Source organism: Micrococcoides hystricis (assembly GCF_042434215.1).
Lineage (GTDB): Bacteria > Actinomycetota > Actinomycetes > Actinomycetales > Micrococcaceae > Micrococcoides > Micrococcoides hystricis.
The window spans coordinates 1-22,752 of sequence record NZ_JBHLUB010000025.1 but is presented as its reverse complement, the minus strand read 5'-3'; the positions used below and the strand labels follow the sequence as shown (position 1 = coordinate 22,752).

Below are 22,752 nucleotides of genomic sequence, written 5' to 3'. Positions count from 1 at the left end.
CTTGAACTTCTTGCAGAGACGAGAGAAGGAAAGCAATGGAAGCCAAGGCTATTGCGCGCCATGTCCGCGTAACGCCTATGAAGGCCCGGCGCGTCGTCAACCTTGTTCGTGGCAAACAAGCGAATGAGGCTCTGGCCATTCTGAAGTTTGCCCAGCAGGGCGCTTCGGAGCCGGTTTACAAACTACTGGCCTCTGCTGTGGCTAACGCCCGGCAGAAAGCCGACCGCGAAGGTCTGGCATTCAACGAGGACGAGCTGTTCATCAGCGAAGCCTTTGTTGATGAAGGCCCAACTATGAAGCGTTTCCAGCCACGTGCCCAAGGCCGTGCGGGACGTATCTTCAAGCGCACCAGCCACATCACCCTGGTTGTTGCAACGGACGATGAGAAGGGTGGGGACCAGTAATGGGACAGAAAATTAACCCGAACGGTTTCCGTCTTGGAATCACCACCGACCACGTCTCCCGCTGGTTTGCCGACTCCAGCAAGGAAGGTCAGCGCTACAAGGACTTCTTGAAGGAAGACATCAAGATCCGTGAGCTGCTTGACTCTGGGCTGGAACGTGCCGGTATCGCCAAGGTAGAAATCGAACGCACCCGGGACCGTGTTCGTGTGGACATCCACACCGCACGCCCAGGTATTGTGATTGGCCGTCGTGGGGCAGAAGCTGACCGCATCCGCGGTGAGCTGGAAAAACTCACCGGCAAACAGATTCAGCTGAACATTCTGGAAGTCAAGAACCCAGAAACCAACGCTCAGCTGGTTGCTCAGGGCGTCGCCGAGCAGCTCGCCTCCCGCGTGGCCTTCCGCCGTGCGATGAAGCGCGCTATTCAGTCCGCCATGCGTGCAGGTGCACAGGGTGTTCGTATCCAGTGCTCCGGCCGCTTGGGTGGCGCTGAAATGTCCCGCTCCGAGTTCTACCGTGAAGGCCGTGTGCCACTGCACACCCTGCGCGCCAACATCGACTTCGGCAAGTTCGAAGCCAAGACCACCTACGGTCGTATCGGTGTGAAGGTGTGGGTCTACAACGGTGATTTGACCGATAAAGAACTGGCCGCCCAGGCTGCCGCTAGCGCCCCACGTGGTCGCGGTGGCGACCGCCGTGGTTCCGGTGACCGTCGTCGCCGTGGCAACCGCGGTGGCGCACAGGGTCAGCAGGCTCAGCAGCAGGAAGCGCCAGCAACTGAGGCTCCAGCATCCGCTGGTGCTGAAGGAGGCCAAGCCTAATGCTTATGCCACGTCGCGTGAAATACCGCAAACAGCACCACCCAACCCGCTCCGGTAAAGCCAGCGGCGGTACCCAGGTGGTCTTCGGTGAGTGGGGCATCCAGGCCCTGGCGCCAGCCTACGTGACCAACCGTCAGATTGAAGCTGCGCGTATTGCCATGACCCGCCACATCAAACGTGGCGGTAAGGTCTGGGTCAACATTTACCCAGACCGCCCACTGACCAAGAAGCCAGCCGAAACCCGCATGGGTTCCGGTAAGGGTTCCCCAGAATGGTGGGTTGCCAACGTCAAGCCAGGACGCGTCCTGTTCGAACTCTCCGGTGTATCCGAAGAAGTCGCACGTGAAGCCCTGCGTCTGGCTATCCACAAGCTGCCATGTAAGGCACGCATCGTACGCCGTGAGGGTGGTGAATAACGATGGCTTTGGGTTCGAAAGAATACGCTGTTGACAAGCTCGACGGCATGGATCAGGCCAAGTTGTTGGAGGCTCTGAAGGAAGCAAAGGCTGAACTGTTCAACCTGCGTTTCCAGACCGCTACCGGTCAGGCCGAAAACTCCTCCCGCCTGAAGGCCGTCAAGCGCGACATCGCGCGCATCTACACCGTCCTACGCGAACGCGAACTCGGGATTCGTGAAGATGTGGTTGTCCCAGCTGAGGAAACCAAGCAAGACAAGAAGGCTGCCAAGAAAGCCGCTAAGAAAGGCGATGCATAGTGAGCGAGAACCAGGAAACTGCTGTTCAGGCAGCACCTGAGCGCGGCTACCGCAAGAGCCTGCGCGGTTACGTGGTGTCTGACAAGATGAACAAGACCATCGTGGTCCAGGTCGAAGACCGTAAGAAGCACGCGCTCTACGGCAAGGTCATGAAGACCACCAAGAAGGTCAAAGCACACGACGAAGAGAACACCGCTGGCATTGGCGACTTGGTTCTGCTTGCAGAAACTCGTCCCCTCTCCGCAACCAAGCGGTGGCGTCTAGTCGAGATCGTTGAGAAGGCTAAGTAAGCTCTCCAACGTTTCGCACTAGAAACACTTCAACGAAGACCCGAACCGGATTCACCTTCCGATTCGGGTCTTCGTCATTTAACGGTTGACCGGTTCTAGCCCTCGACGGCTGCCTTCATGCAACGCATCGCCGCAAGGGTCTTCGGGATACCAATGTAAGGCATCAAGTGCGCGATCGCCTCGCCCACCTCCTGCTGGCTCATCCCCGCTACCTCAAGAGCAGTCTTGATATGCCCGGTCAGCTGCGGCTCAACGCCACCCATGGCGGCTAGCGCGCCAATGTTCAGTAACTGCCTGGTCCGCAGGTCGATGCCCTCACGTTGGTACGTGCCACCAAAGACTGCGCCAACCACCCAGTCCGAAGCACCAGGGGCATAGGCATCCAGCTGCTCTTTCCACGCCTTGGCACCTTCCGGCGACTGGGTTTGCTCTACAAACTCATGACCCTTATCCATGCTGAAACTCATGTTGTCCTCCTTGAGCTAGAAATTCTGCAGTCCGCTCTTCAGTGTAGTGCTCGCAAGACTTCGCAGCGGGAGTGAGCAGGAAGTCATGTCCATTGACCTGAAGATCATCACCCTGACGGAAGTTCCGACCGCAGTTGTGCGCGGAGACGCGATCATGGCCGATCAACTTACCGATTTTTACGATCATGCTTTCAGCTCGGTGTTTGCTGCGTTAACCAGCTTGGGGATTCAGCCAACCGGGCCCGCTTTCGGTTTGTACACCGCAATGGAGCAGGGGGAAGTCCCCACCTTCGGATTAGAAGTCGGTGTGCCTGTGTCGGCCCCACTGGCAGAAAGCATTCACCTGCCCGGACATGATCCTGTCCACGGGAGTATCTTGCCAGGCGGAAGGGTGGCGACGACCAGCCATCGGGGCAATTATGCCGGACTAAGCCATGCTTGGACCGAGTTCCTGAACGAAGCCCAGACCCAGGGGCTCGTTCCCGCGGATCCGATGTGGGAAGTGTACGTCACCGAACCGAGCCCCGAAGCAGACCCCAATTCAATGGTTACCGAGCTCTATTTCTCCCTCAAATAGGGACGCTCAGGTTTCAAGTCGCTCGACCGTAATTACACGGTGATTATTTAACTTTGGAACCAAAGTTCACTTCATTTGTTGAGTGAAAATTAACACAGTATTCACTCTTGTCTCGATACTGCGGTGCCTACTTTCCCGTATTTGCAGGCAAGTATCGCCAATCTACAACTTACTTGCGTGAGATTCTATGTGTTTATGGGTCCTAGGCGTTGATACAATTCGATATATCGATATGGCGGATTATGTCTGGAAACCTTGACTCACCCGTCACGCTTGATCGATAAGTGACCTAGCTAAGACGAAAGCTGGGACAAACTGAGGGGATTGTGTTCGTCGTAGTGCGTCTAAATACACGAAAGCGCCGTCTCGACGCTGATAAACGCCGCCAACACTCCCTCCTGTTTGCCTTCTTAACCTTTCTCTTAAGTCTTGTTCTGATTGCACCGTTGGCTTCCCCGGCGACAGCGGAGCCAACCTCGGGAGACACCGATACCGCCTCGTCCTCCCCGACGCAGGAAGCTTCACCCGAATCAGAAACTCCCTCAAGCACACCGTCGGAAAAAGCGTCTCCGAGTGCAGAACCGACCCCGAGTACTACGTCTTCGGCTGTAAAAGAATCAGAGTCAAAACAAACTACGGCAGAGAAGACTTCTACCCCCAGTCCCACCGTGACTTCACGACTTGCGGAAAGAAGCGGGAGTGGAGCCGGTCTCATGTCGGTGCAGCAACCTATGTGTAGCGGGGGATATGTTTATGCCGTCAACTCTGATGGCTATATCCAAGAAATCAGTCCAAGCGGTATCACCCAGACACACGAGGGATTCTCGCCCCTCAGCGCACTCCTTAACATTCCGCGCCTGACTGGGCACGTAAACGCACTTGCGCTAAATGATGCGGGACACTTCTATGCGGTCGAACGCGGAACTACGTTAATCACTGGCCAGGATCGAGTTCGAGTCCTGCGGATGATCAACGGTAGTCCGAGTTATGCTTCGACAACGTGGTTCAATGTGGCCGCCCCCATTGTTGCCGGTGCCATTGATCCGACGAACGGGAACTTTCTTTTTGGCACCTTCGTGCAATCCAGCAGTGGTGGCGCTGCACGTTTTGAGCTGTATAGATTCGACGTGGAGAACAGGACTTTCCGCCATCTAGGTGATGTCAGCGGGCTGCCCAACCAGAACAACAGCGCCCTGAACAACGGAGATATGGCCTTTGACAGTAACGGCAATCTCTACATTGTCAGGCACAACGCCATTTCCTCATCCTCCGGTACCGGAACCGTGTCGATCATTACGGTGCCGAAAGCAAGTCTGGATGCAGCAAGAACATCGCCGAATCCAATCCAGCTAGATTGGACATCCTCTCCGCCTCGGTCATGGCAAGACCCGCTGCCCCCATCCACGACTGTTCAAGGAGCGATCAACGGCATCGCCTTTGCGAGCAACGGGACTATCTATGTGGGTAAGGGGCGACAGATTGTTGCCATCGACGCTCAAACCGCCGCGACAGTTGGTGCGCCGATCACGGGGAATCTGTTTTCAGGCCGTAATTCGAGTACTGACCTTGCCTCTTGCGGTAGCCCGCCGACATTGACCCTGAGGAAATCCGTCACCAGCCGCCTCAACCCTGAGGACCAGTTCCAACTCAGGCTGAAAACCAATGACGGCACGGTCATTTCCACCAATACAACGGCAGGGACCGCTCAAGGGCTGCAAGAGCAAATGGTTGGTCCTGTTCCCGTCCACGGCGGAGGGACGTTTCAGTTTGACGAATTGATTACCACGGACGCCGAATACAGCGGAACATGGCGGTGTACCGGGCCGGGACTGGACACTTCCGGGACGGGAGAGGCCGGCAGCGTCACGATCCCTGCCACGGCGCAAGGCGGCACCGCGAACTTCGTGTGTACCATCACTAACGCTCCGGCCACCGGCACGCCTCGTGCAGTCAAGGTCGATGCCACAAACCCAACCATCACACTTGATGGTGCTCGGTTTCAGCTGTGGAAAGACGTTAACGGAGACGGGGCCCTGCAGCCAGGAACTGACACCCGTGTAGGCGGAGAGCTCACAACCGGTGCAAACGGTGTCGTCCAATGGCCGAACACCACCGTGGGTAAGTACCTGATTCAGGAAGTAACCCCACCCAACGGTTACACGCTGTCGTCCCCTGCGGTTTCTGCCGTTACGGTGACGAAGAACGCCGTCATTGAGCGGCGGTTCCAGAACCCCCGGATCAAAGGCTCGATCACATTCTCAAAGGTTGACGCCGACACGCAATCGCTGTTGAGCGGTTCACGCTGGACCCTACAGGGACCCGGTATCGGTGGGCCAACCGTCACGATTCAGGATTGTACTGCCGAACCGTGCAACGGGCCTGACAAGAATCCGGCTGCGGGACAGTTCCGGATCAATGATCTTGCTTGGGGCGAGTACGTCCTGACAGAGACACACTCACCTACCGGTTACGACGGACTCGCGGAACCGGTGCGTTTCACAATTGGCCAGAACAACGTGGTCAATGCGTCGAACACACCGACACCGATTGCCCTCGGTGCCCAAGCCAACACCAAGAAGCGCGGCAAAATCAGCTGGCGGAAAGTCAACGACGAGCAGCAGCCGCTGGCCGGATCCGAATGGCGTCTGCGCGGCCCCGGCACTGACGGGCCCACCGTCGCGGTCACCGACTGTACTGCTGCCCCTTGCTCCGGTGCAGACAAAGACCCGGCCGCCGCCTCATTCCGTGTGGAGAATCTTACGTGGGGTAACTACGTCCTAGAGGAAACAAAAGCACCTACCGGCTACACCCTCAATACCACCCCGCGGACCATCACGATCAACCGAGACAACGTTGCGGACACGATCCAGGTAGGGGACATCGTCAACGAGCGCATCTTGGGGACCGTCACGTGGTCTAAGACCGACGCTGCTGATCCTGGCACACCACTGGGCGGATCCGAATGGACCCTCACCGGACCGGGGCTGCCCGCGGCCGGGAAAACGATCACCGACTGCATTGCCGAAACTGCTGCCGCCTGCACCGGGGACGATAAGGACCCCGCTGCCGGTGAATTCAAGTTAGAGGCGCTGGCGTGGGGCGACTACCAGCTCACAGAAGCCACCGCCCCGGCTGGTTACCTGCGGGACGACACCGTTCACACGTTCACTATCTCGGCGACCAACCTCAATCACGCATTCGCGGACCCTTTCACGAATGAACAACGTGAGGGGCCAGCGTTGCCGCTAACCGGGGGAGTGGGCACCCACATCTTCCTGATTACCGGCGCGGCCGGCATCACCGCGACGCTGGCGATCGCCTACTGGCGCCGTCGGAACAACACGCGTCTGGAAGCAGACGCCACGCAATAACACAGGTTTCAACGACTAACCGGTCGTTGGTATGGGAGCAGTCACGCTGCACCGAAGAAAGAGAAAGAGGATCCAAATGAAGATTTGGAAAACGGGGTTAGGGACACGGGCGCTCGCCGCCTTCGTGGCCCTTCTGGTCGGCATGTTCGGCTTTGTCGGCATGGCGACGGCTGCCCCAGACTACGGCAACATTGACACTGGCGCCCAAGGCTCCATCACCATCCATAAGCACGAGCACCAGCCTGCTCCAGCTGACCAGTCTCCGGAAGGCACCAGCGCTCCACTGGAAAACCCGGTTGAAGGCGTGGAATTCACGGTTTACCCGCTGCTGCAAAACGGTAGCCCGGTAAACCTCGGTGACCCAGACGCGTGGGACGGCCTAGATGGCCTGACCCCCGGGGAGAACTGCACCGCGCCTACCGGCTACACCTTGGGCGCAGCAGAAACCGGAACCACCGCCGCTGACGGCACCTTGACCTTCAGCAAACCGGTCGGCGTGTACTTGGTCTGTGAGACGGATGCCCCAAGCACGGTTGTGGACCGCGCCGCACCATTCATCGTCACCATCCCGTTCCCACACAACAACGGTTGGCTCTACGACGTTCACGTCTACCCGAAGAACGCCGTCAGCTCGATCGAGAAGTCTGTCCAGACTCAGACCGCACTGGGCTTGGGCGCTAACCTGCAGTTCCCGGTCACCACTCGGGTCCCGCAGATCGGCCCCAATGACAACCTGAGCTCCTACGTCATCGCGGACACGCTGGACACCCGTCTGACACCGAACGGTGTTGATTCGGTGACGGTCAACGGTACTGCGGTCGATGCCAGCTACTACAACGTGACCACCACCGGGCAGACCATCACGGTGACCTTCACCGCAGCCGGTCTGACCTGGCTTGAGTCCCAAGAGGGCGCCTCAGTCGTGACGGTCTTCCAAGGCACCGTGAACGCTGTGGGCGATGGCGCGATTGAAAACGTTGCAACCGTCACCATTGACGGCAACACGATCGAATCTGACCCGGTACAGACCAACTGGGGTGATGTCCTGATTCAGAAGAACAACGACGCCACCCCGGCCACCGGCCTACAAGGCGCGATCTTCGAGGTCTACGCCGCAGAAGCCCCGTACGCCACCACCTGTGACGATGCCGTCGCCACCGGTAACGCCATCGAGGTCGGTGGACAGACCCAGTTCACCTCCGATTCCTCCGGCCGCATCAACATTGCCGGGCTCTTCGTCTCCGACAGTGTTAATGAAGCGGTTGACGCGACCCAGCGCTGCTACGTGCTCCGGGAAGTGCAAGCACCAGCCGGTTACGTCACCCCAGCTGATGCAGACACCCCGGTGACCGTTGTGCCGGGCGTGAGCGCCACGGTGGACCAGACCATCACCAACACCCAGCAAAGCGTCCCAGAGCTGCCACTGACCGGTTCGGCCGGTGCGCTCATCATGACCATCGCTGGTCTGGGGCTCGTGGTGGTTGCCGGCACGCTGATGATCATCAGCCGCCGCCGCGCAGCACAAAACTAAACAACACAATTGCGGCTGACCGGCCCTGCTCTTTCGAAGACCCCGACAGGGCCGGCCAGTCGCCGGTGGCACGCGTCCATTAGCACGTGTGCCACCGGCGCCCGCAACCCACACACAGAATCTGGCTATGACACTGACCGAGAAGCCCACGACCGCGAAAGCGGGGACCGCAACACGCTCAACCGTGCGTGCACGCGGCAACACCCATGGGTGGAGGCCAGCCAAAATGACGTGGCTCATCACCCTCCTTGCCCTCGTAGGGGTCAGTGTCTTTCTCTACCCAACGATCGCGGCCTGGTTCTCCTCCTACAATCAGTCCCAGATCGTGGACAACTACGCTGCAGCCTTGGAACACGTTGAGCCCAGCGCTCGCGAACAACTGGCCAAGGCCCGCCAATACAATGACGCACTCTCGGCCGGGGTCAATCTCGAAGCGCACCAGCGCAAAGCCACCGGGGTCGGAACCAGCAGCGACCAATCGCTGGACTACAACCAGATCCTCAACGCCGGCAACGGCCTGATGGGCCGGGTCAAAATCCCCAAGATCAATGTCGACTTGCCCATCTACCACGGCACCGATGACGACACCCTCGACCGCGGTGCCGGCCACCTCGAAGGCTCGCACCTGCCGATCGGCGGGATCGACACCCACTCCGTCATCACCGCCCACCGTGGCCTGGCCAACGCCACCATGTTCAATGACTTGGACAAGATCGACAGCGGTGACCGTTTCACCCTGGAGGTCTTCGGCGAAGTGCTCACCTATGAGGTCATCGAAACCCGGGTCGTGGAACCCGATGAGACAGATACCTTGCGGGTGCGTCCGGGTGCCGACGTTGTCACCCTGATCACCTGCACCCCGCTCGGAATCAACTCGCACCGCATCCTGGTCACCGCCGAACGAGTTACTCCCACCCCGGCCCAAGACCTCGAAGACGCAGGCAAAGACTCCGAGGTGCCCGGCTTCCCCTGGTGGGCGGTCCTGGCCGGTGCTGTCCTCATCGCTGTGGGCCTGTACCTCTGGCGTGCCGGGTATACTGATGCCCGTATCCGGGCCCTCAAAACTGACCGGGCCCGCGCCGGTGGGCAAGACCACTCCCACCGGATTTAAGATCTCTGGGCCACGTACGTTAGTATTAACTACTTGTGTGCCTTCTATTTGGCGGGGCCATCCACCCCGCATCTAGTAGGAGCCACACAAATCTTGCAAGAAATGTGCCTCGGCCCCATCTACTCGCTTCACCAACGGGTGCAGCCTCTGTGTGCTCTACCAGTTGGTCTAGCTCATACTGGTGGGGGTAAGCGCAGCAAGATGTACACCATATCCGTTCCGCAAGGCTCGGTCCGATTGAGGACTGAGAACCAGCGAGACAACAGGAGTAAGTAAGTGATTCAGCAAGAATCGCGGCTCAAAGTTGCCGACAACACCGGCGCCAAAGAAATCTTGGCAATCCGTGTGCTCGGTGGCTCAGGACGCCGTTACGCAAGCATTGGCGATACCATTGTCGCCACCGTCAAAGACGCTATCCCTGGCGGCAACGTCAAAAAGGGTGAAATCGTCAAGGCCGTTGTGGTGCGCGCCAAGAAGGAAATCCGTCGCCCAGACGGTTCCTACATCAAGTTCGATGAGAACGCAGCCGTCATCCTCAAATCCGATGGCGAACCACGCGGTACCCGTATCTTCGGCCCAGTCGCACGCGAACTGCGTGACAAGCGCTTCATGAAGATCGTGTCCCTGGCACCGGAGGTGATCTAGTTTTGGCAGCCAAAATCAAGAAGGACGACCTCGTCCAGGTGCTGACCGGCAAGGATCGCGGCAAACAGGGCAAGGTCCTGCGCGTATTCCCAGCCGATGAGCGTGTTCTGGTTGAAGGCATCAACGTCATCACCCGTCACCTGAAGGCCGGCCAGGCCGGTTCCACCGAAGGTGGCCGTGTCGAGTCTGAAGCCCCAATCCACATTTCCAATGTGGCTGTGGTGGACCCAGAAACCAAGAAGCCAACCCGCGTTGGTTTCCGTGAAGAAGTTGTGGAAGCAAACGGTGTCAAGAAGACCGTTCGCGTCCGCTACGCCAAGGCTTCTGGAAAGGATCTGTAATGACGACTGAAGTACAGACCAAGATCACCCCACGTCTGCAGACCAAATACCGTGAAGAAATCCGCAAATCCCTGCAGGATGAATTCAACTACGCCAACGTGATGCAGGTCCCAGGCCTGGTCAAGGTTGTCGTAAACATGGGTGTTGGTGAAGCAGCCAAGGACTCGAAAATCATCGACGGCGCCATCAAGGACCTGACCGCGATCACCGGTCAGAAGCCACTGGTGACCCGCGCCCGTAAGTCGATCGCTCAGTTCAAACTGCGCGAAGGCATGCCTATCGGCGCCCACGCAACCCTGCGTGGCGACCGCATGTGGGAATTCGTGGACCGCCTGGTGACCCTGGCGCTGCCACGTATCCGCGACTTCCGCGGCCTGTCCCCGAAGCAGTTCGATGGTAACGGTAACTACACCTTCGGCTTGACCGAACAGTCCATGTTCCACGAGATCGACGTCGACAAGATCGACCGCGTCCGCGGTATGGACATCACCATCGTGACCTCCGCCAAGACTGACGAAGAAGGCCGTGCGCTGTTGCGTGCACTGGGCTTCCCGTTCAAGACTGACAACAAGTAAGCACTACGTTGCAGGTCCTACATCTAGAGCACAGACTTCGGATGTACGGAAACCGTAACGAGGAAGGGCAGAACGCCCACCATGACAATGACTGATCCAGTCGCAGACATGCTAACCCGTCTGCGCAACGCCAACTCGGCGTATCACGACACCGTTTCGATGCCTAGCTCGAAGCTGAAGACCGGCGTAGCCGAGATCCTCAAGGCTGAAGGCTACATCGAAGCTTGGAAAGAAGAAGATGCTGAGGTCGGTAAGAACCTCACCATCACCTTGAAGTTTGGTCCGAACCGGGAACGCTCCATCGCAGGTGTTCGCCGTATCTCCAAACCAGGTCTGCGCGTTTACGCCAAGTCCAACAACCTGCCACACGTGCTGGGTGGACTCGGTATCGCGATCCTATCCACCTCTTCCGGTCTGCTGACAGACCGCGAATGCGCTAAGAAGGGCGTCGGCGGGGAAGTCCTCGCCTACGTCTGGTAACAGGAAGGAGAAGAAACTCATGTCACGTATTGGACGTCTTCCCATCACTGTTCCCGCAGGTGTGGATGTAAAGATTGACGGCAACACCATCACCGTCAAAGGCTCCAAAGGTGAGCTGAGCCAGGAAATCGTCGGCGACATCAACGTCACCGTCGAAGACGGCACCATCACGGTGGTCCGTGGCTCCGAAGACCGCGACGCACGTTCGCTGCACGGTCTGACCCGCTCGCTGATCAACAACATGGTTGTCGGTGTCACCGAAGGCTTCAAGAAGGATCTTGAAATCGTCGGTACCGGTTACCGTGTCCAGGCCAAGGGCAGCGACCTCGAGTTCGCCCTAGGCTACTCCCACCCAGTTCCGGTGAAAGCCCCAGAAGGCATCACCTTTACCGTCGAGGGCAACAACAAGGTGTCCGTCGCCGGTATCGACAAGCAACTGGTTGGCGAGACCGCGGCTAAGATCCGCAAACTGCGTAAGACCGACCCATACAAGGGTAAGGGCATCAAGTACGTAGGCGAACACATCCGCCGCAAGGCCGGAAAGGCAGGTAAGTAGTCATGGCTCTTGTAAAAGGTAAGAGCAAGTCCGCTGCACGCGGACGCCGCCACCTGCGTGTACGCAAACGCGTAGTTGGTACCGCAGAGCGTCCACGCTTGGTCGTGACCCGCTCATCCCGTCACATGGTCGCGCAGCTGGTTGACGACTCCCAGGGTCTGACCGTTGCGTCCGCTTCCACCATGGAAGCAGACCTGCGCTCCCTCGAGGGCGACAAAACCGCTAAAGCCAAACGCGTTGGTGAACTCGTAGCCGAACGCGCCAAAGCAGCCGGCGTCGAAGCCGTTGTCTTCGACCGCGCTGGTAACAAATACCACGGCCGGGTTGCTGCAGTAGCCGAAGGTGCACGGGAAGGTGGGCTGTCACTGTGACCGAAGAAAACAAGGATATGCAAAACCAGGGTACGGAAACCGAAGCCGCTGCCAACACTGAACAGGGCCGTGGCGGCCGTCGCGGTGAACGCGGCGCCGACCGTGGCGAACGTGGTGGCCGTCGCGGTGAGCGCGGTGGCCGTCGTAACGAACGCCAAGAGGAAAAAGACAAGTTCCTCGAGCGCGTCGTCTCCATCAACCGCGTTGCCAAGGTCGTCAAGGGTGGTCGTCGCTTCAGCTTCACCGCACTTGTCGTCGTCGGCGACGGTGACGGTATGGTCGGCGTCGGCTACGGCAAGGCCAAGGAAGTACCAGCCGCTATCGCCAAGGGTGTTGAAGAAGCCAAGAAGAACTTCTTCCGCGTCCCACGCGTTGGTTCCACCATTCCACACCGCGTCCTCGGTGAAGACGCTGCCGGTGTAGTCATGCTGCGCCCAGCCTCCCCTGGTACCGGTGTGATCGCCGGTGGTCCAGTGCGCGCCGTCTTGGAATGCGCTGGTATCTCCGATGTGCTCTCCAAGTCCATGGGCTCGGTAAACGCCATCAACATCATCCACGGCACCGTGGATGCGCTGAAGAAGCTGGAAGAACCACAGGCTGTTGCCGCTCGCCGCGGTAAGGCTCTGGACGAGGTTGCCCCAGCCGCTATGCTGCGCACCATGGAAGCTGACCGTGCTGCAAAGGCGAAGGCAGGTGCCAACAATGGCTAAGAACCTCGTTGCTAGCGATGCAAAACTGGAAATCACCCAGGTGAAGTCCCTCATCGGTGCCACCGCTTCTCAGCGCGCTTGCGTCCGTTCCCTCGGACTCAAGGGCATTGGGCAGTCCGTGGTTCGCACCGCTGACGCTGTGACTGTTGGTTACATCAACACGGTCCGTCACCTGCTGAAGGTTGAGGAGGCCAACTAACCATGGCTGAAGAAAACAAGAACCTAGGGCTTCACGATCTAGCCCCAGCTCCGGGCGCCAAGTCGAAGAAGCACCGCGTTGGTCGCGGTGAAGCCGGTAAGGGCGGCAAGACCGCCGGCCGCGGTACCAAAGGTACCAAGGCACGTAACCAAGTTCCTGCAGGCTTTGAAGGTGGCCAGCTGCCACTGCACATGCGCCTGCCGAAACTGCGCGGCTTCAAGAACCCATTCAAGACCAACTACCAGGTCGTCAACCTGGACAAGATCGGTCAGCTGTTCCCAGAGGGCGGCACCGTGACTGTCGAGGAATTGGTGGCCAAGGGTGCGGTCCGCAAGGGCCAGCTGGTCAAGGTCCTCGGCACCGGAGAAATCTCCGTGAAGGTCGATGTCACCGCTGACGCATTCTCCAACTCCGCCAAGGAGAAGATTGCTGCAGCCGGTGGTTCTACCCAGACCCGCTAAGGCGCTAGCTTAAGCAAAACAGAACCCGCCCGGTATCACGCATCGTTCGTGGTACCGGGCGGGTTCTTTTAATAGCTAACTTCAAAGAAAAGACTCAAACCCGAAGGAACTTGGAGTGAGGGGGCAGTCTCCAAGCCTTCGAGTTTGAGCCAGCCTATTAGGTTGAAATAAACCGATACTGCAGCGCCCGCACCACCAACTGGGCCAGGTTCTCAGCATGCAGTTTTTGTCGTAGGTTCTTGGTGTGGGTCTTCACGGTCCACGCCGACAGGCTCATCGCCGCAGCGATCTCTTCGTAACCCAGGCCTTCGCAAATCGCGTGCAGGACCTGCTTTTCCACGGCAGTCAGCGTCGGGATAGTGGCCGAGGTTTGGCCCAGCCGATCCCCGCAGATCTGAATGTCTTGGGCCAAGTTCTTCAGCAGCCGTGGATCATCCCCGGCTGCCGCACGAATCACCGACTCTCGGATGGTGTCTTCCGAGGCAGTCTTATTCAGTGCCGCAACCGCCCCCGCTTCCAACGCCCGGGCGATGCCCGGGCCGGGGGAGACCGTGGTCAGAATCAGAATGGTCGCGGCCGGATCGATTTCTCGAATCATCAAGGTCGCTTCCACACCGCTCATCCCACCTGGCATGTTGACATCCATCAACACCACATCAGGGCGCAGTTTGGCGTAGGAGACGAACGCCTCTTCGCCGCTGTGCAGTGGTTCCAACGCATCAATGCGTGGGTCACGGGTCAACGAGTGCACCAAAGCTTTCGTGGTCCACGGGTCATCATCGACGATCATGACCCGGATCTGGTCCACTTTTTCCTCGGTGCTTTCGGCTTGCGCCGGAATCAACGATGTCATAGGCAGTACTTCCGATACTTGGGTTTATCGGAGAACCACCAACCGATGCAGTGAAAGAGCTTGCCCTGCGGCTGCGCTGCAGCCGGTGCAATCTCAAGCTGAGCAACGGGTGAGGGTGCAGCGGAGAAGCCTGCTAGCGACAACGACGTCGCCAAGGCTGCAGTGAGAAGTGCTTTCATGTCTTCCAGTACACCTTCCGGATGCAAATTACACATCCCTCAAACGAGGTATTTTGGCTAAATTTTTGACTCTGTGCTGGTCTCCGGGGCGTCAATCGGCAACTCGACGCTGACCAGGTAGCGGCCCGCAGTGTTCTCCACCGTACAGGTTCCACCATGATGACGCACACGCGTGCTCAGGCTGCGCGGGGTCAATACTTTCTCGGACTTCGCCGGGTTGCAGGAATGCGCCAAAATCATCTCTCGGGCAGCATCGGAGCTGACTTCTAGGTGGCAGGAGGTACTGCTGGCGGAGTGTTTAACGATGTTGGTGGCCAGTTCCTTCATCACAAACAGCGTCGCGTCCAACACGGAGATCGGGACCTTCTCCGGCACCTCACCGATCGTGATGCTCAGCTCAAAACCACCTGCCTCGGTGGCGGCCCTAATCAGCTCGGCGGCCCGCTGTAGATCAGTCTTGAAGTCCGCATCCGCATACGGGTGCGCGGTCTGGGCCGTCAGCCGGCCCAACAGGAGCCGCAATTGCTGCTGGGTGTGCGCGTTAACCAGCGCCAGCTCCGTCAGCCGGGAGTCCTCGGCCAGGGTTGGTTTCGGATCCGCCGCCAACATCCGCATGATGGCTGCCTCAGCTGCCAACCCATGCGAAACCGTGTCGTGGGTATCGAGGGCGACCTGCATCCGCAGTCGCTCCAGCTGCTGCTGGTTTTGCCGGGCCAACTCTTCCCGGCGGGCGATTTCCTGGCGGATCTGGCGCTCAAACAACCCGGCTGAAAGACCCAAGATGGCGCCGATCAACCACATGAACAGAAGCATCACCAGATTGTCGCTGCCGGTGGCCACCGCGCGCAGCGAACCGGCCACAAAGTTACTGACGAACAACAACGCCGAAAGCATGGCGAACAGCCGCCACCGGAACTCGGTGAGCAGCACAGCCAACGCCACCAAGACGGTGCTCTGAAACGGGTTCAAGTACTCGCCGTACACGATGGCGAACAGGACATAGCCCACCAAGCCACCTAGGGCGCTGACAAGTGGAGTGAACGGGGCGAACACCAGAAGCAGGGAAGCGAGCGTTGTCAGGACCAAATACCCGAATTGGTCGGACTCGAAGAACCCGGGGGTAAAACTCATGACGGCAAAGACCAAAACGGTCAAGCGCAGCGGAGGATCGATGAAGCGCTCACCACGCAAGAACTGCAGAACGGTCGTCTTGTTCTCACGGACTTGGAGCTTCGCCATGTGCCCCTCATTCCCATAACCTGTGTCCATCCAGCGGCACACCCTAGACTATGTTCACACAGCCATGACCCCCGCCGCCGTTCCATGACACGATTGCTCACTGCAGCCAGATGGCGGTACCGGCGTTCACCCCGCATCTACCGGCAGGTCACGCAGTTACGGATATTTCTTCTCACGCGGTAAGATCGCTAGGTGGCCTTTGTTGGCCTCACCATGCCATCACGAATCCCAATCATGCCAGGAGGACGCTTGTTTAGCGCCATCGCAAGGGTCTTAAGAACACCAGATCTGCGAAACAAGATTTGGTTCACCCTCGGGATCATCGCCATCTACCGGCTGGGCTCCTTCATCCCGGCACCTGGTGTTGATTACAACAACGTGCAGCAGTGTCTGGCCCAAGGCGGCACCTCGGGCGGGCTGTACTCATTCGTGAACATGTTCTCCGGCGGCGCGATGCTGCAGGTCTCCATCTTTGCCCTGGGCATCATGCCGTACATTACGGCCTCCATTATCGTGCAGCTGCTGCGCGTGGTGATTCCGCGCTTCGAAGAGCTCCACAAACAGGGTGCTGAAGGCCAAGCCACCATCACCCAGTACACCCGCTACCTGACGATCGCACTGGCGCTGCTGAACGCTACCACCATCACCTCACTGGCCAGAACCGGTGCGCTGCTGAACTGTAACCTGCCGATCATCCCTGATGGCAGCCTGTTTAACATCCTGCTGATCATCGTCGTGCTGACCGCCGGTTCCGTGATGATCATGTGGTTGGGTGAGCGCATCACCGAACGCGGTGTCGGTAACGGCATGTCCATGCTGATCTTCGTCTCCATCGCCGCCGGTTTCCCGGGCGCCATGGGCCAGATCTGGGTCACCCAGGGCTGGCGCACCTTCTTCACCGTGTTGGCCATCGGCATGGTCGTGGTGGTTTTGGTCATCTTCGTTGAACAGTCCCAGCGCCGCATCCCGGTCCAATACGCCAAACGCCAAGTCGGCCGCCAGATGGTCTCCGCACCATCGACCTACCTGCCGATCAAGGTCAACATGGCCGGTGTGATCCCGGTGATCTTCGCCTCCTCGATTCTGATGCTGCCGGGCATCCTGATCCAGTTCAACACCCCGCAAGACGGCACCGAGCCGCCGGGCTGGGTCTTGTTCCTCGGCCAGTACTTCGGTACCGGATCCCACCCGGTGTACATGTTCTTCTACTTCCTGATGATCATCGGGTTCACCTACTTCTACGTCTCCATCACCTTCAACCCGAAGGAGATCTCGGACAACATGAAGCAGTACGGTGGGTTCATCCCGGGCATCCGTGCCGGCAAACCAACCGAGCGCTACCTCTCCTACGTGATCTCCCGCATCACGTTCCCCGGTTCGCTCTACCTCGGTGTCATCGCACTGATCCCATTGATCGCCTTCGTGCTGATCAACGCAAACCAAGATTTCCCCTTCGGCGGTACATCGATCCTGATTATGGTTGGTGTGGGGCTTGAAACCGTCAAGCAAATCAACGCCCAAATGGAACAACGAAACTACGAAGGACTATTGCGATGACCCGCATGCTCATCATGGGCCCTCCCGGCTCCGGTAAAGGCACCCAGGCAGCTCGAATTGTGGACGATCTAGGCATCGTAGCCATCTCCACCGGGGATATCTTCCGCGCCAACGTCAAAGAAATGACCCCGCTGGGTGTTGAAGCCAAGAAGTACATCGACGCCGGTAACTTCGTCCCAGACTCCGTCACCAACAACATGGTCAAGGACCGCCTCGGCCAAGACGATGTGAAAAACGGGTTCCTGCTCGACGGCTACCCACGCACCGCCGGCCAAGTGGAAGCACTCGATGGCATGCTGAGCGAACTCGGCCAAGAACTGGACACCGTACTGGTGCTGACCGTCCCGGACGATCAGCTGGTCACCCGGTTGCTCAAACGCGCCGAAATCGAAGGCCGCGAAGATGACAACGAAGAAGTCATCCGCCACCGCCTGAAGCTCTACCACGAGGAAACCCAGGCCGTCGTCTCCCAGTACGAAGGCCGCGGCATCGTCAAGACCGTTGACGGCACCGGTGACATCGACGAGATCACCACCCGCATCTTGACCGCCATCAAGAACTAACCACTTCCCCTTACGAAAGTCTGTGTAGGCATGTTCCGACGCAAAATCGAGCTCAAGACCCCCAAGCAGCAAAAGATCATGGCCGAGGCCGGCCTGATCCTTGCTGACGCGCTCGATCGCACCGTCGCAGCAGTGGAAGATGGCATCAGCACTGCCGAGCTTGATGCCATCTTCTCCGCAGCCATCACCGAGGCCGGGACCACATCCAACTTCCTGGGCTACCACGGATTCCCCGGAACCATCTGCACCTCCATCAATGAAGAAGCCGTCCACGGCATCCCGTCCAAAGACGTGATCGTCCGCAATGGTGACGTGCTCAAGATTGACGGCGGTTGCATCCTAAACGGCTGGCACGCAGACTCCGCCCGCACCGTATTGGTGGGGGAGAAGCCAGACCCGGAAGATGTACGGCTCTCCGAGGTCACCAAAAATGCCATGTGGGCCGGCATCGCAGCACTGGCCAATGCCACCCACATCGGCCAAGTCGGCATCGCCATTGAAGAGGCCATCGAGGCCGCACCAGGCAAGAAGCTCGGCATCCTGCGTGACTACGCCGGACACGGCATCGGTTCAGAAATGCACATGGAACCCGATGTGCTCAACTACGCCGCCCACTACCCGCGGCCCATCAAAATCAAACCCGGCATGTGCTTCTGCATTGAGCCCATCACCTCGCTCGGCTCCGAAGAAACACTGCTGCTGGAAGACGAGTGGACCGTCGTCACCGCAGATGGCTCTAACACCTGCCAGTGGGAGCACGCCGTCGCGGTCCACAAGGACGGCATTTGGGTGCTGACCGCCCCCGACGGTGGGGAAGCCGGTCTGGCGCCCTTTGGGATCAAGCCCACACCTATCTCGATTTAACTTCTTTGCCCCAACAGCGTAGACTGGATTGTTGGTTGTGCTCTGTGCACCCCAAATCCCAATGTCGCTTTTGATCACCTGGATCAGCATGCGCGCGCCTGTAGCCACAGGATCGCGCCTGTTAAGAAGTGGCAGAGCAAATATGTGAGTGGAGGATATGGCTAAGAAGGAAGGCGTCATCGAGGTGGAAGGCACCGTCACCGAAGCATTGCCGAACGCAATGTTCCGTGTGAAGCTGCAGAACGACCACATCGTGCTGGCAACTATTTCCGGAAAAATGCGTCAACACTACATCCGCATCCTCCCCGAGGACCGCGTAGTGATTGAGCTGAGCCCATACGACCTGAACCGTGGTCGTATCGTCTACCGCTACAAATAAAACAAATACCACTGCGAAGGAGAGCCATGAAGGTTCAGCCTAGCGTGAAGCCAATCTGTGACAACTGCCGTGTGATTCGTCGCCACAGCCGTGTCATGGTGATTTGCAGCAACCCACGCCACAAACAGCGTCAGGGCTAACTTTAGACTTTAGTGGTCTAGCCCCACGCGTAGTAATTACATAATCGGCAGCACAGGGTCCACTTCATTTTCGGATGAAACGGACACCATACCTCCGGGTTTTGAGAAGGCCGGAGACCAAGGTTCTAGCCATAAACCGTACGTAACTCCCACTACGGTGGTCTAGAAATTGACCATGGAATGTGCTGCTCCACACCTTCACAAATTAACGAAAGAGGAGGACTGCCTTTATGGCACGTCTAGCAGGCGTTGACATTCCGCGTGACAAGCGCGTGATCATTGCCCTTACATACATCTACGGCGTGGGTAAGACCCGTGCAGAGCAGACTTTGGCGGAGACCGGGATCAACCCGAACACCCGCGTGAAAGATCTCTCCGATGCCGAATTGGTTCAGCTACGCGACTACATTGAAGGCAACTTCAAGGTCGAGGGTGACCTGCGCCGTGAGGTTGCAGCCGACATCCGCCGCAAGGTTGAAATTGGTAGCTACCAGGGCCTGCGCCACCGTCGCGGTCTGCCCGTCCACGGTCAGCGCACCAAGACTAACGCTCGTACCCGCAAGGGCCCGAAGAAGACCGTCGCCGGTAAGAAGAAGTAGACCCTTCTTCCTTCTTCATCCGAACAAGAATTAGCTGTAACCAGTAGGAGAAATTCATGCCCCCTAAGTCACGGGCTACTGCAGTACGCAAACCGCGTCGCGCCAAAAAGAATGTATCCGTGGGTCAAGCCCACATCAAGAGCACCTTTAACAACACCATCGTGTCCATCACGGACCCAACCGGTGCTGTGATCTCTTGGGCCTCTGCCGGTGAATCCGGTTTCAAGGGTTCCCGCAAGTCCACCCCATTCGCCGCTCAGGTTGCTGCTGAAGCAGCTGCCAAGCGTGCTCAGGAACACGGCCTGCGCAAGGTCGATGTCTTCGTCAAGGGCCCAGGCTCCGGTCGCGAAACCGCGATCCGCTCCCTGCAGGCTGCCGGTCTTGAGGTTGGCTCCATCCAGGACGTCACCCCAAGCGCCCACAACGGCTGCCGCCCACCGAAGCGTCGCCGCGTCTAACTTCGGCCCAGCAGTTCGGCTTTCCCACCCAGCGCCACGCGCGCCGGGAAGCCGGACAACCAACAACTTCGACCGGACACGGTCGAAAACGTTTCCACCACCTGTGTTGCGTCATATAGCGGATGCTTCTGAAAGGAAATATTAGTGCTTATTGCACAGCGCCCCACGCTGACCGAAGAAGTCGTCTCCGAGAACCGTTCCCGTTTCACCATTGAACCGCTGGAACCAGGATTCGGCTACACCCTGGGAAACTCGCTTCGCCGTACCCTGCTCTCCTCCATCCCCGGTGCTGCTGTCACCAGCGTTCGCCTCGATGGCGTGCTGCACGAGTTCAGCACCGTAGAAGGAGTCAAAGAGGACGTCACTGAGCTGATCCTGAACATCAAGAACCTCTCTGTTTCCTCTGAGCACGATGAACCAGTGGTCGCCTACCTGCGCAAACAAGGCGCCGGTGTCGTCACCGCTGCGGACATCACCCCACCAGCTGGTGTGGAATTCCACAACCCAGACCTGCACATCGCCACCCTGAACGAGAAGGGCAACTTCGACATGGAGTTGACCATCGAACGCGGTCGTGGCTACGTGTCGGCCACCCAGAACAAGTCCGCCGATGCTGAAATCGGCCGGATCTTCGTGGACTCCATCTACTCCCCAGTGCTGAAGGTATCCTTCAAAGTTGAAGCCACCCGCGTTGAACAGCGTACCGACTTCGACAGCCTGATCCTGGATGTAGAAACCAAGGAAGCCATGTCCCCACGGGACGCCGTCGCTTCTGCTGGTACCACCCTGGTCGAGCTCTTCACCCTGGCACGTGAACTCAACGTCGAAGCCGAAGGCATCGAGATCGGCCCATCGCCGGTCGACACCGCCATGGCTGCCGACTTGGCACTGCCAATCGAAGACTTGGAACTGACCGTTCGCTCGTACAACTGCCTCAAGCGCGAAGGCATCCACACTGTTGGTGAGCTCGTATCCCGTTCTGAAGCTGACCTCATGGACATCCGCAACTTCGGTGCCAAGTCCATTGACGAGGTCAAGGACAAACTCGTAGAACTCGGCCTTTCCCTGAAAGACTCCGCTGGGTTTGACCCGAACGCTTCCGCCGACTTCGGTGTTGAGGGCTACGAAAACTAAGACTCAAGGAGAAATCAATCAATGCCTACCCCAACTAAGGGACCTCGTCTGGGTGGCTCCGCTTCCCACGAGAAGAAAATCCTGGCTAACCTCTCCGTTAGCCTGTTCGAAAACAAGTCGCTGAAGACCACGGTGGCCAAGGCCAAGCGCCTGCGCCCCTACGCTGAACGACTGGTGACCCTGGCCAAGAAGGGCGACATCGCCGCCCGCCGCAAGGTCGTCGGCCTGCTCTCCCCGAACAACGCCACCAACAAGGGTGTTGTCCACGAGCTGTTCACCGTCATCGGCCCAGCAATGGCCAACCGCCCAGGCGGCTACACCCGCATCACCAAGATCGGTAACCGCCAGGGCGACAACGCGCCAATGGCCGTCATCGAACTGGTCATGGAACCTGTTTCTCCGAAACAGGCCGTCGTTGACGAAGCCGAAGCGGTAGCAGCTGCCAACGTCGAAGACGAAGCAGTCTCCGCTGAATCCGCAGACTCCCCAGAATCGGCAGAATCCGCCGAATCAGCTGAGTCCGCAGAGTCGGCAGAATCCGCTGAAGAGACCAAGGACGAGAAGAACTAAGGTTCTTTTTCTCCGAAGAGTCTTCACAAGCTCTCATACTTCAGGCGTCCACCGGAACACCGGATGGACGCCTGAAGTGTTTTAACCCGGACGATGCCTCACGTGGGCTAGGGGAGCGGGGTTGTCCAAGAAGCAGAGAACCCCCGGCGACATCGTTGCCACCGGGGGTTCCTGTAATGGAGTACTCAAGAGATGGTCTACAGCTCTCTTGATCCGTTTAAAATTCTGTTGTTGATTCTCGTCTACCTTGCGGCAGGCTATCTGAACTTCCTAACACATGAAGCGTAGCGGCCCTACAGGTGAGAATCGGCGGTCGGCGGGCCTACGGTACTGCAGTACCTCAACTGCTAACCACTCAGTCACGGAGAAAACATGTCCGTTTAGAGGAATACCGTGTGCCGGCCAACTGGTCTGCAACTGTCATATGTCCCCTTCCTGTAGGTCGATACACATCATTGTAGTAACGCGCATCACTTTTCGGCAAGAGTCCGGCGTACCTTACATATATTGATCGCGTAGCCCAAGTCGTGCCTCACATACTTTGATCGCATGCCTCTACGCTGACGAGTATGAACAAGGACGTGGTGTCAGT

31 protein-coding genes are annotated in these 22,752 nt (G+C 58.4%); 27 read left to right on the top strand and 4 right to left on the bottom strand.

Annotation, left to right across the window (positions count from 1 at the left end; translation table 11 throughout):
• Window positions 1–35 precede the first annotated feature (35 nt).
• Genes rplV through rpsQ form a run of 5 tightly spaced genes read left to right on the top strand, consistent with a single transcriptional unit; the run spans window position 36 to window position 2,230 of the window.
• Window positions 36–404 carry a 50S ribosomal protein L22 gene (rplV, locus tag ACFFFR_RS05225; protein WP_377458464.1) on the top strand — a complete coding sequence of 123 codons (369 nt, stop codon included), beginning with the start codon at window positions 36–38 and terminating at the stop codon, window positions 402–404.
• Window positions 404–1,225 (top strand): 30S ribosomal protein S3, encoded by an 822-nt coding sequence (gene rpsC, locus ACFFFR_RS05220; protein WP_377458463.1) that lies wholly within the window; start codon window positions 404–406, stop codon window positions 1,223–1,225. The genes rplV and rpsC overlap by 1 nt, the downstream gene beginning before the upstream one ends.
• Window positions 1,225–1,641 (top strand): 50S ribosomal protein L16, encoded by a 417-nt coding sequence (gene rplP / locus ACFFFR_RS05215; protein ID WP_377458462.1) that lies wholly within the window; start codon window positions 1,225–1,227, stop codon window positions 1,639–1,641. The genes rpsC and rplP overlap by 1 nt, the downstream gene beginning before the upstream one ends.
• Window positions 1,642–1,643: 2 nt before the next feature.
• Window positions 1,644–1,940, top strand: a complete 297-nt coding sequence (rpmC, locus tag ACFFFR_RS05210) for a 50S ribosomal protein L29 (protein ID WP_377458461.1) — start codon at window positions 1,644–1,646, stop codon at window positions 1,938–1,940.
• A complete protein-coding gene (gene rpsQ, locus ACFFFR_RS05205; RefSeq protein WP_377458505.1) occupies window positions 1,937–2,230 on the top strand; it encodes a 30S ribosomal protein S17 in 294 nt (97 codons plus the stop codon). The genes rpmC and rpsQ overlap by 4 nt, the downstream gene beginning before the upstream one ends.
• Window positions 2,231–2,325: 95 nt before the next feature.
• Here rpsQ and ACFFFR_RS05200 read toward each other — a convergent pair whose 3' ends face one another.
• Complete coding sequence (locus ACFFFR_RS05200; protein WP_377458460.1) at window positions 2,326–2,697, bottom strand: carboxymuconolactone decarboxylase family protein; 372 nt, start codon at window positions 2,695–2,697, stop codon at window positions 2,326–2,328.
• 85 nt (window positions 2,698–2,782) lie between these two features.
• On the opposite strand from ACFFFR_RS05200, the gene ACFFFR_RS05195 reads away from it, so the two are divergent.
• The 13 genes from ACFFFR_RS05195 (at window position 2,783) to rplO (ending at window position 13,625) form a co-directional block, all read left to right on the top strand.
• A complete protein-coding gene (locus ACFFFR_RS05195) occupies window positions 2,783–3,274 on the top strand; it encodes a GyrI-like domain-containing protein (RefSeq protein ID WP_377458459.1) in 492 nt (163 codons plus the stop codon).
• 1,010 nt (window positions 3,275–4,284) lie between these two features.
• Window positions 4,285–6,645: an MSCRAMM family protein gene (locus ACFFFR_RS05190; protein ID WP_377458458.1), complete on the top strand. Its 2,361-nt coding sequence runs from the start codon at window positions 4,285–4,287 to the stop codon at window positions 6,643–6,645.
• Between the two features lie 76 nt (window positions 6,646–6,721).
• On the top strand, window positions 6,722–8,176 hold the full coding sequence (locus ACFFFR_RS05185) for a SpaH/EbpB family LPXTG-anchored major pilin (RefSeq protein WP_377458457.1): 1,455 nt from the start codon (window positions 6,722–6,724) through the stop codon (window positions 8,174–8,176).
• A 226-nt stretch (window positions 8,177–8,402) separates the two neighbouring features.
• Window positions 8,403–9,287, top strand: a complete 885-nt coding sequence (locus ACFFFR_RS05180) for a class C sortase (RefSeq protein ID WP_377458456.1) — start codon at window positions 8,403–8,405, stop codon at window positions 9,285–9,287.
• A gap of 276 nt (window positions 9,288–9,563) precedes the next feature.
• Window positions 9,564–9,932, top strand: a complete 369-nt coding sequence (gene rplN / locus ACFFFR_RS05175; protein WP_377458455.1) for a 50S ribosomal protein L14 — start codon at window positions 9,564–9,566, stop codon at window positions 9,930–9,932.
• 2 nt (window positions 9,933–9,934) lie between these two features.
• On the top strand, window positions 9,935–10,273 hold the full coding sequence (gene rplX, locus ACFFFR_RS05170; protein WP_377458454.1) for a 50S ribosomal protein L24: 339 nt from the start codon (window positions 9,935–9,937) through the stop codon (window positions 10,271–10,273).
• Window positions 10,273–10,848 (top strand): 50S ribosomal protein L5, encoded by a 576-nt coding sequence (gene rplE, locus ACFFFR_RS05165; protein WP_377458453.1) that lies wholly within the window; start codon window positions 10,273–10,275, stop codon window positions 10,846–10,848. Before rplX ends, rplE begins: the two co-directional genes overlap by 1 nt.
• Window positions 10,849–10,929: 81 nt before the next feature.
• Complete coding sequence (rpsH, locus tag ACFFFR_RS05160) at window positions 10,930–11,328, top strand: 30S ribosomal protein S8 (RefSeq protein WP_377458452.1); 399 nt, start codon at window positions 10,930–10,932, stop codon at window positions 11,326–11,328.
• 19 nt (window positions 11,329–11,347) lie between these two features.
• Complete coding sequence (gene rplF, locus ACFFFR_RS05155) at window positions 11,348–11,884, top strand: 50S ribosomal protein L6 (RefSeq protein ID WP_377458451.1); 537 nt, start codon at window positions 11,348–11,350, stop codon at window positions 11,882–11,884.
• Between the two features lie 2 nt (window positions 11,885–11,886).
• Complete coding sequence (rplR, locus tag ACFFFR_RS05150) at window positions 11,887–12,255, top strand: 50S ribosomal protein L18 (RefSeq protein WP_377458450.1); 369 nt, start codon at window positions 11,887–11,889, stop codon at window positions 12,253–12,255.
• Between the two features lie 17 nt (window positions 12,256–12,272).
• Complete coding sequence (rpsE, locus tag ACFFFR_RS05145) at window positions 12,273–12,965, top strand: 30S ribosomal protein S5 (RefSeq protein WP_377458503.1); 693 nt, start codon at window positions 12,273–12,275, stop codon at window positions 12,963–12,965.
• Window positions 12,958–13,164, top strand: a complete 207-nt coding sequence (gene rpmD / locus ACFFFR_RS05140; protein ID WP_377458449.1) for a 50S ribosomal protein L30 — start codon at window positions 12,958–12,960, stop codon at window positions 13,162–13,164. The genes rpsE and rpmD overlap by 8 nt, the downstream gene beginning before the upstream one ends.
• A gap of 2 nt (window positions 13,165–13,166) precedes the next feature.
• Window positions 13,167–13,625 (top strand): 50S ribosomal protein L15, encoded by a 459-nt coding sequence (gene rplO, locus ACFFFR_RS05135; protein WP_377458448.1) that lies wholly within the window; start codon window positions 13,167–13,169, stop codon window positions 13,623–13,625.
• Window positions 13,626–13,782: 157 nt separating this feature from the next.
• Here the strand turns inward: rplO and ACFFFR_RS05130 are convergent, their stop codons facing one another.
• The 3 genes from ACFFFR_RS05130 to ACFFFR_RS05120 are packed head-to-tail and all read right to left on the bottom strand — an operon-like array spanning window position 13,783 to window position 15,896.
• Window positions 13,783–14,478, bottom strand: a complete 696-nt coding sequence (locus ACFFFR_RS05130) for a response regulator (RefSeq protein WP_377458447.1) — start codon at window positions 14,476–14,478, stop codon at window positions 13,783–13,785.
• Window positions 14,475–14,657, bottom strand: a complete 183-nt coding sequence (locus tag ACFFFR_RS05125) for a hypothetical protein (RefSeq protein WP_377458446.1) — start codon at window positions 14,655–14,657, stop codon at window positions 14,475–14,477. The genes ACFFFR_RS05130 and ACFFFR_RS05125 overlap by 4 nt, the downstream gene beginning before the upstream one ends.
• Before the next feature lie 57 nt (window positions 14,658–14,714).
• The gene (locus ACFFFR_RS05120) at window positions 14,715–15,896 is read right to left on the bottom strand and encodes a sensor histidine kinase (protein ID WP_377458445.1); all 1,182 of its coding nucleotides are present in this window, start codon (window positions 15,894–15,896) and stop codon (window positions 14,715–14,717) included.
• A gap of 249 nt (window positions 15,897–16,145) precedes the next feature.
• On the opposite strand from ACFFFR_RS05120, the gene secY reads away from it, so the two are divergent.
• From secY to rplQ, 9 genes are all read left to right on the top strand, one after another.
• Window positions 16,146–17,453 (top strand): preprotein translocase subunit SecY, encoded by a 1,308-nt coding sequence (secY, locus tag ACFFFR_RS05115; RefSeq protein ID WP_377458444.1) that lies wholly within the window; start codon window positions 16,146–16,148, stop codon window positions 17,451–17,453.
• Entirely contained in the window at window positions 17,450–18,016 is a 567-nt protein-coding gene (locus ACFFFR_RS05110; RefSeq protein WP_377458443.1) for an adenylate kinase, read from the top strand. Before secY ends, ACFFFR_RS05110 begins: the two co-directional genes overlap by 4 nt.
• A gap of 30 nt (window positions 18,017–18,046) precedes the next feature.
• Window positions 18,047–18,880 (top strand): type I methionyl aminopeptidase, encoded by an 834-nt coding sequence (gene map, locus ACFFFR_RS05105; protein ID WP_377458442.1) that lies wholly within the window; start codon window positions 18,047–18,049, stop codon window positions 18,878–18,880.
• Between the two features lie 157 nt (window positions 18,881–19,037).
• Entirely contained in the window at window positions 19,038–19,259 is a 222-nt protein-coding gene (gene infA, locus ACFFFR_RS05100; protein ID WP_377458441.1) for a translation initiation factor IF-1, read from the top strand.
• Between the two features lie 26 nt (window positions 19,260–19,285).
• A complete protein-coding gene (gene rpmJ / locus ACFFFR_RS05095; RefSeq protein ID WP_377458440.1) occupies window positions 19,286–19,399 on the top strand; it encodes a 50S ribosomal protein L36 in 114 nt (37 codons plus the stop codon).
• A gap of 230 nt (window positions 19,400–19,629) precedes the next feature.
• Window positions 19,630–19,998 carry a 30S ribosomal protein S13 gene (gene rpsM, locus ACFFFR_RS05090; protein WP_377458439.1) on the top strand — a complete coding sequence of 123 codons (369 nt, stop codon included), beginning with the start codon at window positions 19,630–19,632 and terminating at the stop codon, window positions 19,996–19,998.
• 56 nt (window positions 19,999–20,054) lie between these two features.
• Window positions 20,055–20,456: a 30S ribosomal protein S11 gene (gene rpsK / locus ACFFFR_RS05085; RefSeq protein ID WP_377458438.1), complete on the top strand. Its 402-nt coding sequence runs from the start codon at window positions 20,055–20,057 to the stop codon at window positions 20,454–20,456.
• A gap of 144 nt (window positions 20,457–20,600) precedes the next feature.
• On the top strand, window positions 20,601–21,590 hold the full coding sequence (locus ACFFFR_RS05080; RefSeq protein ID WP_377458437.1) for a DNA-directed RNA polymerase subunit alpha: 990 nt from the start codon (window positions 20,601–20,603) through the stop codon (window positions 21,588–21,590).
• Window positions 21,591–21,611: 21 nt separating this feature from the next.
• Window positions 21,612–22,160: a 50S ribosomal protein L17 gene (gene rplQ / locus ACFFFR_RS05075; RefSeq protein ID WP_377458436.1), complete on the top strand. Its 549-nt coding sequence runs from the start codon at window positions 21,612–21,614 to the stop codon at window positions 22,158–22,160.
• Window positions 22,161–22,752: the final 592 nt, after the last annotated feature.

What these genes read in the sequence shown, in the direction of transcription:
- rplV (WP_377458464.1), top strand. Translation starts at nt 36, where the DNA reads ATGGAAGCCAAGGCTATTGCGCGCCATGTCCGCGTAACGCCTATGAAG.
- rpsC (WP_377458463.1), top strand. Translation starts at nt 404, where the DNA reads ATGGGACAGAAAATTAACCCGAACGGTTTCCGTCTTGGAATCACCACC.
- rplP (WP_377458462.1), top strand. Translation starts at nt 1,225, where the DNA reads ATGCTTATGCCACGTCGCGTGAAATACCGCAAACAGCACCACCCAACC.
- rpmC (WP_377458461.1), top strand. Translation starts at nt 1,644, where the DNA reads ATGGCTTTGGGTTCGAAAGAATACGCTGTTGACAAGCTCGACGGCATG.
- ACFFFR_RS05200 (WP_377458460.1), bottom strand. Translation starts at nt 2,697, where the DNA reads ATGAGTTTCAGCATGGATAAGGGTCATGAGTTTGTAGAGCAAACCCAG.
- ACFFFR_RS05195 (WP_377458459.1), top strand. Translation starts at nt 2,783, where the DNA reads ATGTCCATTGACCTGAAGATCATCACCCTGACGGAAGTTCCGACCGCA.
- ACFFFR_RS05185 (WP_377458457.1), top strand. Translation starts at nt 6,722, where the DNA reads ATGAAGATTTGGAAAACGGGGTTAGGGACACGGGCGCTCGCCGCCTTC.
- ACFFFR_RS05180 (WP_377458456.1), top strand. Translation starts at nt 8,403, where the DNA reads ATGACGTGGCTCATCACCCTCCTTGCCCTCGTAGGGGTCAGTGTCTTT.
- rplE (WP_377458453.1), top strand. Translation starts at nt 10,273, where the DNA reads ATGACGACTGAAGTACAGACCAAGATCACCCCACGTCTGCAGACCAAA.
- rpsH (WP_377458452.1), top strand. Translation starts at nt 10,930, where the DNA reads ATGACAATGACTGATCCAGTCGCAGACATGCTAACCCGTCTGCGCAAC.
- rplF (WP_377458451.1), top strand. Translation starts at nt 11,348, where the DNA reads ATGTCACGTATTGGACGTCTTCCCATCACTGTTCCCGCAGGTGTGGAT.
- rplR (WP_377458450.1), top strand. Translation starts at nt 11,887, where the DNA reads ATGGCTCTTGTAAAAGGTAAGAGCAAGTCCGCTGCACGCGGACGCCGC.
- rpsE (WP_377458503.1), top strand. Translation starts at nt 12,273, where the DNA reads ATGCAAAACCAGGGTACGGAAACCGAAGCCGCTGCCAACACTGAACAG.
- rpmD (WP_377458449.1), top strand. Translation starts at nt 12,958, where the DNA reads ATGGCTAAGAACCTCGTTGCTAGCGATGCAAAACTGGAAATCACCCAG.
- rplO (WP_377458448.1), top strand. Translation starts at nt 13,167, where the DNA reads ATGGCTGAAGAAAACAAGAACCTAGGGCTTCACGATCTAGCCCCAGCT.
- ACFFFR_RS05130 (WP_377458447.1), bottom strand. Translation starts at nt 14,478, where the DNA reads ATGACATCGTTGATTCCGGCGCAAGCCGAAAGCACCGAGGAAAAAGTG.
- ACFFFR_RS05125 (WP_377458446.1), bottom strand. Translation starts at nt 14,657, where the DNA reads ATGAAAGCACTTCTCACTGCAGCCTTGGCGACGTCGTTGTCGCTAGCA.
- ACFFFR_RS05120 (WP_377458445.1), bottom strand. Translation starts at nt 15,896, where the DNA reads ATGGCGAAGCTCCAAGTCCGTGAGAACAAGACGACCGTTCTGCAGTTC.
- ACFFFR_RS05110 (WP_377458443.1), top strand. Translation starts at nt 17,450, where the DNA reads ATGACCCGCATGCTCATCATGGGCCCTCCCGGCTCCGGTAAAGGCACC.
- map (WP_377458442.1), top strand. Translation starts at nt 18,047, where the DNA reads ATGTTCCGACGCAAAATCGAGCTCAAGACCCCCAAGCAGCAAAAGATC.
- infA (WP_377458441.1), top strand. Translation starts at nt 19,038, where the DNA reads ATGGCTAAGAAGGAAGGCGTCATCGAGGTGGAAGGCACCGTCACCGAA.
- rpmJ (WP_377458440.1), top strand. Translation starts at nt 19,286, where the DNA reads ATGAAGGTTCAGCCTAGCGTGAAGCCAATCTGTGACAACTGCCGTGTG.
- rpsM (WP_377458439.1), top strand. Translation starts at nt 19,630, where the DNA reads ATGGCACGTCTAGCAGGCGTTGACATTCCGCGTGACAAGCGCGTGATC.
- rpsK (WP_377458438.1), top strand. Translation starts at nt 20,055, where the DNA reads ATGCCCCCTAAGTCACGGGCTACTGCAGTACGCAAACCGCGTCGCGCC.
- rplQ (WP_377458436.1), top strand. Translation starts at nt 21,612, where the DNA reads ATGCCTACCCCAACTAAGGGACCTCGTCTGGGTGGCTCCGCTTCCCAC.